The 11,733-nt window shown below is 69.1% G+C and carries 9 protein-coding genes and 1 pseudogene; 4 read left to right on the top strand and 6 right to left on the bottom strand.

Features of this window, described 5'->3' with window-relative positions; all coding sequences use genetic code 11:
- The 4 genes from ON39_RS21265 to ON39_RS21280 form a co-directional block, all read left to right on the top strand.
- Window positions 1-319 (top strand): FUSC family protein (locus ON39_RS21265; RefSeq protein ID WP_040736977.1); only part of this gene is annotated, 319 nt, incomplete at its 5' end.
- 16 nt (window positions 320-335) lie between these two features.
- The gene (locus ON39_RS21270) at window positions 336-887 is read left to right on the top strand and encodes a phosphopantetheine-binding protein (protein ID WP_083894592.1); all 552 of its coding nucleotides are present in this window, start codon (window positions 336-338) and stop codon (window positions 885-887) included.
- A complete protein-coding gene (locus ON39_RS21275; protein ID WP_051186877.1) occupies window positions 884-2,266 on the top strand; it encodes an AMP-binding protein in 1,383 nt (460 codons plus the stop codon). Before ON39_RS21270 ends, ON39_RS21275 begins: the two co-directional genes overlap by 4 nt.
- 3 nt (window positions 2,267-2,269) lie before the next feature.
- Window positions 2,270-3,772 (top strand): carboxylesterase/lipase family protein, encoded by a 1,503-nt coding sequence (locus ON39_RS21280; RefSeq protein WP_083894593.1) that lies wholly within the window; start codon window positions 2,270-2,272, stop codon window positions 3,770-3,772.
- Between the two features lie 46 nt (window positions 3,773-3,818).
- Here ON39_RS21280 and ON39_RS21285 read toward each other — a convergent pair whose 3' ends face one another.
- The 6 genes and pseudogenes from ON39_RS21285 to ON39_RS21310 form a co-directional block, all read right to left on the bottom strand.
- On the bottom strand, window positions 3,819-4,712 hold the full coding sequence (locus ON39_RS21285; protein WP_051186879.1) for a lysophospholipid acyltransferase family protein: 894 nt from the start codon (window positions 4,710-4,712) through the stop codon (window positions 3,819-3,821).
- Between the two features lie 612 nt (window positions 4,713-5,324).
- Entirely contained in the window at window positions 5,325-6,683 is a 1,359-nt protein-coding gene (locus ON39_RS21290) for a hypothetical protein (RefSeq protein ID WP_040736982.1), read from the bottom strand.
- Window positions 6,684-8,069: 1,386 nt separating this feature from the next.
- Window positions 8,070-9,512: a GTPase HflX gene (gene hflX / locus ON39_RS21295; protein ID WP_051186880.1), complete on the bottom strand. Its 1,443-nt coding sequence runs from the start codon at window positions 9,510-9,512 to the stop codon at window positions 8,070-8,072.
- Between the two features lie 247 nt (window positions 9,513-9,759).
- Window positions 9,760-10,641 (bottom strand): diaminopimelate epimerase, encoded by an 882-nt coding sequence (gene dapF / locus ON39_RS21300; protein ID WP_040736994.1) that lies wholly within the window; start codon window positions 10,639-10,641, stop codon window positions 9,760-9,762.
- Between the two features lie 34 nt (window positions 10,642-10,675).
- Window positions 10,676-11,512 (bottom strand): TrmH family RNA methyltransferase, encoded by an 837-nt coding sequence (locus ON39_RS21305; protein ID WP_040736985.1) that lies wholly within the window; start codon window positions 11,510-11,512, stop codon window positions 10,676-10,678.
- Window positions 11,509-11,733 (bottom strand): annotated as a pseudogene (locus tag ON39_RS21310) (tRNA (adenosine(37)-N6)-dimethylallyltransferase MiaA); the annotation flags it as partial. The gene ON39_RS21305 and the pseudogene ON39_RS21310, both read right to left, overlap by 4 nt.

Below are 11,733 nucleotides of genomic sequence, written 5' to 3' on the forward strand. Positions count from 1 at the left end.
CGCGGCGGCGGCGGCCATCATGGTCTCGCCGAACCAAATCACGCTCGCCGCAATGTTGCTCGGCGTCGCCGTGCTCGGTTTCGCTGTGCGGCCGGTCGATTACGGCCTGTGGGTGGTGTTCGGCACGGCGCTGACGCTGCTGATCGGAGACCTCCCCCAGCCCGGCGACGCACGGCCGGTGCTGGCGCGAATCACCTTGACCCTGTGCGGGATCGCGCTCGCCCTCGCCGCGGTGCGGGCGACCGTGGCCGTACGAAGGATCACCGCTGCGGCACAGGCCGGTCGTCCACGATGGCGATTCGCCGACTGTCGCACCTAACTGTAAGGGCCGCAATATGATTCACAGATTACCCGCGGAGTTGTCCGAAACCCTCCGGCAAGCACTCGCTGGACACGACGGTGTGGCCGATTTCGCGATACTGCCGCTGTCCGGCGACCCCGCCGTGGTGGTGGTGCTGAGCGAGATGGGCTGTGTCCTGGAGATCAGGGAGGAACTGCGGGCGGTTCTCGACCGCGCGGGCAGCGACGCCGAACCGGCCGTTCTGGCGGTGACCGAACTGCCCGCACACCACCTCGACGAGGCCTGGTTCCGCCGGGAAATGGCGAACTCGCCCAGCGCGTCTCGCTACGCGGCGCCCGCCACGGCGCTCGAACATGAACTTGCCGCCTGTCTCGCGCGCGTGCTGAATCGCCCGCGCGTCGGCGTGCTCGACGACTTCGTCGACCTCGGTGGCGACTCGGTGCTCGCCGTCCGGTTCGTCACCGCGGTGCGGGACGAGAACGATCTGCCGCTGACGCTGATCGAGTTGTTCGGCGCCGGAACCGTGCGACGCCTCGCCCAGCTGCTCACCGCGCGCGAGCCGATAGCTCTGTCCGGGCGGGGATGACATTGCGCGCGCTGCGATTGGCACCGGCCGAGCCGGTGATCTGGGAGGGCGAGCAGCCCGTCCCCGCCGATGCCGTGCGTTCGGGAATTCGGTCGGCCGAAGCCTGGCTCGACACCGCGGACAAGGCGCTCGTGGCCGTCGCCACCGGCCGCACACTGCCCGGACTGCTGGCCTATCTGACGGCGTTGCGACACGGGCATGCCGTGCTGCTCGCGGAGGACCTGGCGCGCGGCCGGCTCCTGGACACCTATCGACCGGAGCGCGTCCTCGACGACGGCACCGAACCCGTGCCCGCCGGATACCGTTCCGGCGGCTCGTTTCTCGGCGCCAGGATGCTCGTTCGCTCGAATCCGAGCGAAGACGGCATCCATCCGGAACTCGCGTTGCTGATGACCACGTCCGGATCCTCGGGGCAGCCCAAGGCCGTTCGGCTGTCCTACACCAATGTCGCGGCCAACGCCGAGGCCATCGCCGAAGCGCTCGGCCTTCACGCCGCCGACATCGGCATCACCAGCCTGCCAATGGATTACAGCTTCGGTCTGTCCATCGTCAACAGCCACCTCCGCGTCGGCGCGGGCCTGGTGCTGTCGCCGTCGAGTCCGACGTCGCGCCGGTTCTGGCGGTTGGCCGAGCGCGCCGGCGTCACGAACATCGGCGCGGTGCCGGTGAGTTATCGTCTACTGCGCCAGCTGGATTGGCGCGCGTCGGCGCATCGCTCGCTGCGGCTGGCATACCAGGCGGGCGGGGCGCTCGAGCCCGAACTGGTGGAGCACTTCGGCCGGATGCTCGCCGCGCACGGCGGCGGCTTCTGCCCGATGTACGGCGCGACGGAGGCGACCGCGCGCATGACCTACCTGCCGCCGGAGTCACTGCTCGACCATCTCGGCTCGGTCGGCAGGCCCGTTCCCGGTGGGCGACTCCGGATCGACGGGCCGGACAGGGGCGTGGGCGAGATCGTGTACGAGGGCCCCAATGTGATGCTGGGCTACGCGCATTCCCGCGCCGACCTGAGCGAGGGCGACACGACCGGAGGCATCCTGCGCACCGGGGATCTCGGCTACCTCGACCGCGGGATGCTGTACTGCGTCGGCCGCAAGGACCGCCGAATCAAACTGCACGGCAAGCGAATTCTGCTGGACGACGTCGAGCGGCGCCTGACGCGCGTCGGCCCGGCGGCCGCCGTGCCCGCGACCGGCGAGGCGGCGGTGGTGTATGTGGAGGGACACGTCGAGCCGTTTCGCGAGGCGTGGTTGACCACGCTGCGCGCGCTCGAACTGCCCGCCGAGTGCCTGCCGCTGCGGGCGGTCGCTCGCCTGCCGCGCACCGGCGCGGGCAAGGTAGACCTCGTCCGATTGCGGACGATGGCAGCCGCGGAGTAACGCGTGGACACTGTCGTCGTGGAGACGAGCCTCGGCCGGATCCGTGGCCGTGTGGATCGAGGGGTGCGCGCGTTCCTCGGCGTGCCCTACGCCGCGAGCACGGCGGGCGCCGCCCGATTCCGGCCGCCTCGGCCCCACGCCGCCTGGGCGGGTGTCCGGGACGCGCTCGCCTTCGGCCCGGCGTGCCCGCAGCCGCCGCTGCGCGAGGCGTTCGGGGCGCGGCCGGAGACCTTCGCGATGCTGCCGTTGTTCGGCATTCCCACCAGCGTCGAGAATCAGGGCGAGCACTGCCTCGTGCTCAACATCTGGGCCATGGCCGGGCCGAATGTGCAAGCGCCGGTGTTGGTTTGGCTCCACGGCGGCACCGATTTCGGTGCGGCGGACTGGCCGCGGTTCGACGGGTCCAGCCTCGCCGGACAGGGCGATCTGGTCGTGGTCACCGTCAACTATCGGCTCGGCGTCTTCGGCTGTCTGGATCTGTCGTGGACCGGGTCTCCCGAGTACGCGCACTCCGGCCACGTCGGAATACTGGATCTGTCCTGTGCTCTGCAGTGGTTGCGGCACAACGTCTCCGCCTTCGGTGGCGACCCCGGCAACATCACCGTCGTCGGCGGCTCGCGCGGAGCGTCCCGGCTGGCGACGCTGCTGCTGACGACCGCGCCGCGACCCCCGTTCCAGCGCGCCGTCATGGCCAGCCCGCCTCCGCCGCGCCGCGCCTGCCGCCACTCGCCCGAGGACGCGGCCCGCGCCGTCCTGCGCCGGCTCGGCGTCTCCGCGCGACGACCCCACGCGATCGCCGGGACGAGCGTTCGCCGGCTGCTCGACGCCCAGGCTATGGTCGCCGCGGAACTGGGGTATCGATTTCAGCCGGTGCTCGACGGCGTGCCCGTCGAACGGCGGGCCTACGCCGAGGTGGCGGCGGGCATCGCGCCGGGAATCCCGTTGCTCATCGGCAGCACGTTGAACGAGACCAGCCGGACGCTCGGCGCCGACGAGGCGGACTGGGCAGCCATGAACGACGCGGAGCTGGCCGCTCGCTGCTCGCGCATCGCGCGCCGTGACGTCGCGGCGCTGGTCGAGGAGCACCGGCGGGCACGGCCCCACGACTCCGCGCGCAAGATCGCCGTCGCCGTCACCACGGACGCGATGTATCGCTTTCCGGCGCTCGCCCTCGCGTCCGCGCGCAGCGCCGCGGCGACCGCGCCCGTCTACGCCTACGTCTTCTGCGGCGGGACCGGCAGCCACAGCGAGGACGTCCTCTACTTCTTCGCCAACCTGCGCTGCGCCGCGCTCACCTCGACCAGCAGAGCCAGCGCCACCCTCGCCGAACAGGCCAGCAGCGCGTGGACCAGCTTCTGCCATCGCGGGCACCCCGTCGTACCGTCGGTGCGGGCGTGGCCCGCCTACGACGACCGGACCCGGAACACACTCCTGTTCGGCAATCCCACGCGAGTTGTCGCGAACCCGTTCGCCGCGCGCCGCGCGCTGTGGGAACAGACCGGTTAAGGGAATCGCGCTCGAACGTAAGCCGGGTATGTGGTCAGCGCTGGAGTCAGCCGCGCACGCGGCCGAATAGGGTTCGGCCGGAATCGTGTTCGCGTTCGGTGAAGAGGAAGGTGAGTTCTTCTTCGAGGGCCTTGCGGACCACGTCGCGCAATTCCTTTGCGGCGGTGGTCAGGTCGGCGGCGTCGCGCCAGGGGGCGGGGTCGATGGGTGTGCCCGCGGAGAAGTAGAAGCGTTCGGGGCGTGGGAGGACGGTAGGGCCGAGGCCGCGCAGGAGCGGGGGTGTCAGGTCGGGGTGCACGCCGAGGGCCTCGACGGTCCAGCGCAGGGGGCGCAGCAGGGGGTGGTCGCCGTCGAGGACGATGTCGTAGGCGTCGTCTACGCCGATCATCGCGACGGGCACGATCGGTGCGCCCGCCTCGATCGCCATCCGGGCGAAGCCGGTGCGGCCCTCCCATTTGAGGACGTACTTCTCGTTCTTGCGGCGCACCGCCTCCCGGCCGCCGCCGGGGAACACGATGACGGCGTCGCCGCGCTTCAGCAGGGCCAGGCAGTTGGCGCGGGTGCCGCGGACCGCGCCGTAGCGATGCAGGAAGTGGCGCACGCCGGGGACGGCGATCAACACATTCTCGGCCAGCCCGCGGATCAGGCGGCCGCGGCGGCGCAGCACCTCGGGCAGCAGCAGCGGGGCGTCGATGCCGCCCATCAGGTTGTGGTTGCCGACGAGCAGGACCGGGCCCTCGGTGGGGATGTTCTCGAGTCCGTAGAACCGCGGACTCGTCCACGCCCGCAGCGGGGCCAGCAGCGCCTCGATTACCCGAAGATCGCTGCCCCTCAGCGAAACCTCCAGCGGGGCGCCGTCACTGAGCACCGCCTCGTCACGCGGTAGCGCTTCCGACCCCTGCACCCTCGCAACGCCACCACCCGAACGGTCGTGCGACATACATCCCTCCTGATGTCGCCCCGAACAATACCGTAACGAATTGCACTGTGCCGCATCACATGTGAGCGCGGCCACAGTCTGGACGGTCTGCTCCGAAGCCACCCGCGGCGCCCCGCGCCCATGAAGCCCACGGGCATCCGGTCCCGCAACTCGACCACCGCCACCCGCCGCCGCGCCCCGACTTGGCCCGACTTGGCTCGACCGCCATGCGCGGCATGGCCCGCTACGGCCTGTGGATGTCCGGCCATCCCGCGCGGCTGAGGGTAAGCGCCGAACAGATCGCTGACGACATCACCCTGGTGCGGGCCGAAGCCTCGACCCGTCGCCCAGCCGCGCGACTACTGGCGGCCATGGGCCAGGCCGGACTCCCGGGTGTGCCCGCCCGGCGTCCGAGTTGTGCTGGGTCGAACGGTGTTCTTCGACCGCGTCTTGGCACTACGGCAGTGCCCCGGGCGCAAGGAAGACGACACCGAACCCACGAGTTACACCCTATGCACTCTGCCGGAGGTCGCGAGCGACGACAGCGTCGCTGTCGTCGCTCGCGAAGCACTCACCTGCTGAGGAGATCGCGGACCTCTTCGGATACGTCGACGGGTTCACAGAGTCGCATTGTCATCTCAAACCTACCGTGAAAGGAAGAGGCAGCTGCACCCCCTTGTCCGTTTGGTTCTCCGGGTAAACATCGAGAAAGCTCCCTTTTTTCCTGCTGGCCACACACGGCGGGCCGGAGCAAATAGATTTCGCCACCTTCTCGGGGTCGTAGATGTATGACACGGTGAGCACTGCAGGACGTCCTTGGGAAATCGTCACGCGTTTCTCCAAATTGTTACATTGGAGGGTGAGGACGACGGGGAGGAATCTGCATTCGGCATTAGTGATATCACCGTTCTGCCACACATTGAGCGTCACGACGGTATCCTTCGTGGGAAAGTTCTTTGGAATCGACAACCACATTACATTTTTTTGGGGAAGCAGATTGTAAGTGACAACGGGTCGATTCTTGTTATTGGACTTGCCCCATTTGGAGTCCATGAGCAGGGTTTGGGTGGCGATGTGCTGCTTGCGGTCGAAGACAAGGGTGGCTTTCTTTCCTCCTACCGGGATGGATTCCCATCCTATGCTCGCACCGGATTCGAACAGTTCCTTGGCGGTGGCGGGCGGATTCTTTATCCAGTCGCGGGGTGTGGCCTCGGCTTGGAAGAAGCTCCACAGCAGGTTCCCGAGCTGGTAGACCGCCAAACCGGCGGCGACGACCGCGCCCACCGGTGGGAGCACCAAGCCGACGGCGGTGGCGGCGAGGCTGACGACCGCGCAGATCCCGTCGTGGACATTGCCGTCCGCGATCGATATGGCCAGCGAGAAGAGGTCACCGGCGACCGGGGTAAACGCCAGGGCGGTGCCCACGGCCGCCTTCGCGATGTTCTCCACGTTCCCGGTCGTCAGCTCCGCGCCGGTACCCAGGGAATTCTTGGTATGGCCTGCCCAGGTCGCGATCCTTTCGAGCTGTTGGGTCTTGTCGGCGAGTTTGCGCACCGCGGCGCTGTTCTTGGCCTTGGACATGCTTTTGGCGATGTTCTTCAAGGTCTTGCTCAGCGCCGCGGCACTGGGCGCCGCGATGGGAGCGGCGGCCTGGCTGCCCTTCTCGCTGTCGGCAGGCGGCTGGCTGGCGGCGATGTCGTGCAGTTCATCGACGTCGGTTTTGGTGTCGGCGTCGATGCTGTCGATGTCCTGCTTGGACATGGTGCAGGCCGGGCTGCCGCTGGTGATACACGACTCCTCGAGCACCAGCTTCAACAGCTCCGGCTTCGCCTTCACACCCGGCCAGACCTGATCGATGGACAACCGACCATCCGGTGCCGGCCACGGTCCCGGCGGCGGCTTCTGCTCACTTTCCTCCGCTCGCGCCACCGCCGATTCCACGTGCACCACGCCACCCGCTAAGAGCGCACCGGCGGCCACCATCGCCACCACCCGCGCACCCCACCACCAACACCGCCCTATTCTGGCATCAACCACCTACACAACCCTTCCTTCGTCAACGGAGCGGACCCCCGACCGCGTCATGGCAAACCTGTCCGAACACCCACCCCTGCCGGGCATCACACGAACAACATTCGATGCCGCACCGTCCACGGATGGCAACGACTCGAATTTCTCCACTCCACCTATGTCGCGCAGACCCCCGCGCCCCGGAGTCGCCGAAGGGACTGTTGATCCAATCGAAGAGTCTTCGTCACCATCGAGACGATGGATGGGAGGCGGCAGGTGATTTCCTCCCAAAAAACTTCTCCGTCACGACGGGGCGGAATCCATATCCGTGATTGCACAGCCATACTGCCGAGCGCGCGAGTGCCAACGTCGGCATCGCGGGGTCGTGCGTGCCAGGGCCCTGGGAAGTTTTCGCCCATCCGGAACCATCGCGGTGTCGAATATCGAGCAGCCGGGCACGACCGCGACCGTCCTCGCACAACGCGGTGCGGATAGCACTACGCCGCCAGCAGAACGTGCTGGCGGCGTAATCGCTGCAGGAGGCCGACGTCCCACAAGCGCCTCTCGGCGGGTGGTCGCTCGTAGCGACGAATGGGGTGAGGCTCGGGTCTCCTCGACCGCGCCGTTGATTGCCTCCACCGCGCCCTTCAGATGTGGTGTGTAACCGGGCACATCGACCCCGCGCGCCCATCGCCTCGCCACGGTGCGCGACAGGAAGTCCTTGCCTCGATCGACCCGCACCACCACGGGCAGCCCGCCGACCGGCCCTTAAGACTCTGCGCGCGTGATCGCCGCCCGCAGCGCCGCGAGGACCGCCGATACGCCAGCCGAACCCGCAGCGCGGCATCGACCCGGAACCGCCGCCGAGGGCTCGCGGTCGCCCCGCAACGCCGTGCTTGCAGCCACCGCCACACCGTCCGCTAGGTAACCCCCAACGTCTCCGCGCTCAACCGGACATGATCGCAGCTCAGCTGCCCACGCCGAGCCGAATCCCTCAACCGATCCGCCGTAACCTGGTGCAACGCCCGCGTGGTCACGTCAGCCACCCGCCGTGGCACGCCCGCCACTCCGAAAGACCGCACAGGCCAGCCATTATCGAGGCGCGGCGCTGACCCGACGCAGCCTGAGCGAACATCACCTCGACGCGAGCCGCTCGATCCGCCGCAGGTGCGCGCCGTCGCCGTTGAGCCCTACCTCGGCGCTGAGTCGGAACACAGCATGTGGACACCGGCCCCGCAGAAGTCAGCCTGCCTCGCACCATTCCGAAGCAGGTAACTCCGAGCGGCGCACCCAGCTGGGCGCGAGTCGCCGGCATCCTGACCGAGCTGGCTCGGCGCACCACCTCGAAATGCGAACTTTCTTATCGGCTCACTCGACGTGACCATTGCTGTCCGCGCCGCCCGCATGGGCGTACTCGGACAGCGCCGCCGCGAGCGAGTGCGGGACGCGAGCGTGAACCCGGGTCCCACCCTCCTCGTGGGTGGAGTCGATGATGCGCCCGTCGGCGTGGATACGCGCCAGCAGGTCGCCGCGGCTGTACGGCAGCAGGATGCTGATCTCGGCGTCGAGCCCGCCGAGCACCTCGGCGAGGCGGTCGCGCAGCTCGTCGATGCCGAGCCCGGCACGGGCGGAGACGAACGCCGCGTCGGGGAGCTGCCCGCGCAGACGGGTCAGCGCCATCGGGTCGAGTGCATCGATCTTGTTGACCACCAGCAACTCCGGCGGGGCCGTGGTGCCCTGCTCCTTGATCACGTCGGTGATCACCTCGCGAACCGCCTTGATCTGCTCGCCGGGCAGCGCATCGGAGCCGTCGACCACGTGCAGCAGCAGGTCCGCGTCGGTCACCTCCTCGAGGGTCGACCGGAACGCCTCGACCAGCTGGGTCGGCAGGTGCCGGACGAAACCGACGGTGTCGGTGAACACGACCTCGCGGCCGTCATCGAGGTCGGCGCGGCGGGTGGTCGGGTCGAGGGTGGCGAACAGCGCGTCCTGCACCAGCAGTCCGGCGCCGGTGAGCGCGTTCATCAGGCTGGACTTGCCCGCGTTGGTGTAACCGACGATCGCGACCGACGGGATGCCGCTGGAGGTGCGCCGCGCCCGCATGGTGTCGCGCGCGGTCTTCATCTCGCGAATCTCGCGGCGCAGCTTGGCCATTCGCTCGCGGATGCGCCGGCGATCGGTCTCGATCTTCGTCTCACCGGGACCACGCAGACCCACGCCGCCGTTGCTGCCCGCGCGACCACCGGCCTGACGCGACATGGACTCACCCCAGCCGCGCAGACGCGGCAGCATGTACTCCATCTGCGCCAGCGCGACCTGCGCCTTGCCCTCGCGGGAGGTGGCGTGCTGGGCGAAGATGTCCAGGATGAGCGCGGTCCGGTCGATGACCTTGACCTTGACGACCTTCTCCAGCGCGGTCAGCTGCGCGGGCGTGAGCTCACCGTCGCAGATCACGGTGTCGGCGCCGGTCTCGAGCACGACGGCCCGCAGTTCCTCGGCCTTGCCGGAGCCGATGTAGGTGGCCGGGTCCGGCTTGTCCCTGCGCTGGATGAGTCCCTCGAGCACCTCGGAACCGGCGGTCTCGGCGAGCGCGGCCAGTTCGGTCATGCTCGCGTCGGCCTGCGCCGAACTGCCCGTGGTCCACACACCGACCAGCACGACCCGTTCCAGGCGCAGCTGCCGGTACTCGACCTCGGTGATGTCGGTGAGCTCGGTGGACAGCCCGGCGACGCGGCGCAGCGAACTGCGCTCGTCGAGCTGCATCTCGCCGACGGTGGGCTCGGCGGCGGTCCAGCCGCCGGAGCGCTTCATCCGCGCGGCGTGCTCGGCGACCACGTCGCCGGCCTCGGCCTCGTCGGACGACGCGTCGTCCGGGAAGGCGCCGTCCTCGAGCAGGATGTCGTCATCGGCCGTCTCGGTGAAGTCGTCGGCCGGAGTGAATTCATAAACTTTGGATTTCGTCATACAGGATCCATGATCCCACGATGCACCGACCCGGCGCATTCGGATATTCCGCACAGCGTGTTGGGGAATACGGCCGTTTCGCCGCGAAACCGCCTCAGAGCTGCTCCCACCAGCCCTCGGCGATGGTCCCGGAGGCGACGAGCACCGACGGCCCGCGCAGCCGCGCCACGCCCCCGGCGAAGCCGACGGTGACCTCACCGCCGGGGATGCGGACGCGCACCTCACCGGTGTCGGTGGCGATCCGGAAGCCCTCGCGCACCAGCGTCGCCGCCGCGGCCGCCACGGTTCCCGTTCCGCAGGAACGGGTTTCGCCGACACCGCGCTCGTAGACGCGCATATCGACCCCGCGGTCGGCGTCGATGGCGGTCACGAGCTCCACGTTGACACCGTGCGGAAAAAGATCGGGGTCGTATCCGGGCGGCACGGTCAGATCGAGTTTGGTCAGACCCTCCGCGGACAGACCGGGGTCGACGCAGGCCAGATGCGGATTGCCGACGTCGATGCCGAGGCCCGGGTAGGCCCAGCCCGCGACGGTCGCGGTGGATTCGCCGAGTTCGCGCACGACGCCCATGTCGACGGTGACCTCACCGTGCACCGGGGTCGCGGTGTGCACGACGACCGGCCGCCCACCCGCCCGGCTGCCGACGACGAACTCGTGCCCGGTCTCCAAGCCGGAGGCCACCAGGTAGTGGGCGAAAACCCGCACCCCGTTGCCGCACATCTCCGCGATCGACCCGTCGGCGTTGCGGTAGTCCATGAACCAGTCGGTCTCGCCGACGCCGTCGGGCAGCTCGGCGAGCACGCCCGCCTCGCGCAACGCACCGGCCCGCGCCACCCGCAGCACGCCGTCCGCGCCGAGGCCGCGCTGACGATCGCACAGCGCACCGACCCGCTCGGCGGTCAGGTCCAGCCGAACCTCGGGGTCGGGCAGCACGACGAAATCGTTCTGCGTGCCGTGGCCCTTGGTGAACTCGATATCCGCCACCTGCGTGTTCTCCCTTACCTGCTCGTCACTTGGCAAACGTCCTGCGCTGCCGGGAAATTTCGTAGAGCGCGACGGCCGCGGCCGAGGGCGCGCCGAGCGAGCTCGCGGTGCCGCCCATCGGAATGTGCACGAGGTCGTCGCAGGCCTGCTGCCAGGCGGCGCTCATCCCGCTGGTCTCGTTGCCGATCACGAGGATGGTCGCCTCGGTGAAGTCGTGGTCGTAGGCGGCCCGGTGCCCGTTCTCGTCGGTGCCGACGATGCGGGTGGGGATGCCGCGGCGCACCTGCCGGTCGCGGAACTCGAGGACCTGCGCGGCCCCGGCCGCCCGCAGCACCGGCATCGCGAACAGCGAACCCGTCGACGCGCGCACGGCCTGCGGGTCGTACTGATCCGCGCCGTGCCCGGTGACGATCACGCCGCTCGCGCCGAACGCGTCGGCGGAGCGGATCAGCGTGCCGAGATTGCCCGGCGAGTTCGGGCGGTCGAACACCACGACGACGGGCGCGTCCTCGCCGGGCTCCCCCGGCTCGAAGGTGTCGAGCTCCTGCTGCCGCGACACCGCCACAGCCACCAATTCCGGTATGCCGCTTGCCTTCTCGCCGAGTTCGGCCATCAACTCCGGAACCAGGCCGACCTGCGGGACGTCGCTGGTGTCCAGCAGCTCCCGCGCCCAGTTGGACAGCTCGGGCGTGCCGAGCCGGTAGAGCAGCGTCTCGAGCGGCCAGTCGTTGGCGACGGCCTGGGTGATCGGCCGGACGCCCTGCACCAGGAAGCGCCCGTCGCGGTGGCGTTTGGTCCGGTTGTTCAGGTAGGCCTGCCATACCTGGACCGAGGCATTGCGGGTGCTCACACGTCGGGTCACTGCGGGGTCCGTTCTTTCTCGTCGAGCAGGGTGAGCGCGGTCGCGACCAGGTCGGGGGCGGCGCCGTTCACCCAGCGCACCCGTCGGTCGCGGCGGAACCACGAGCGCTGCCGCCGAACGTAGCGCCGGGTGCCGATCAGGGTGCGTTCTTGCGCGTGCTTCACGTCGTATTCGTTGTCGAGGTACGACAGGACTTGTGCGTATCCGATGGCGCGCCGGGC

It is taken from the genome of Nocardia tenerifensis NBRC 101015, assembly GCF_000308715.1.
GTDB lineage: Bacteria > Actinomycetota > Actinomycetes > Mycobacteriales > Mycobacteriaceae > Nocardia > Nocardia tenerifensis.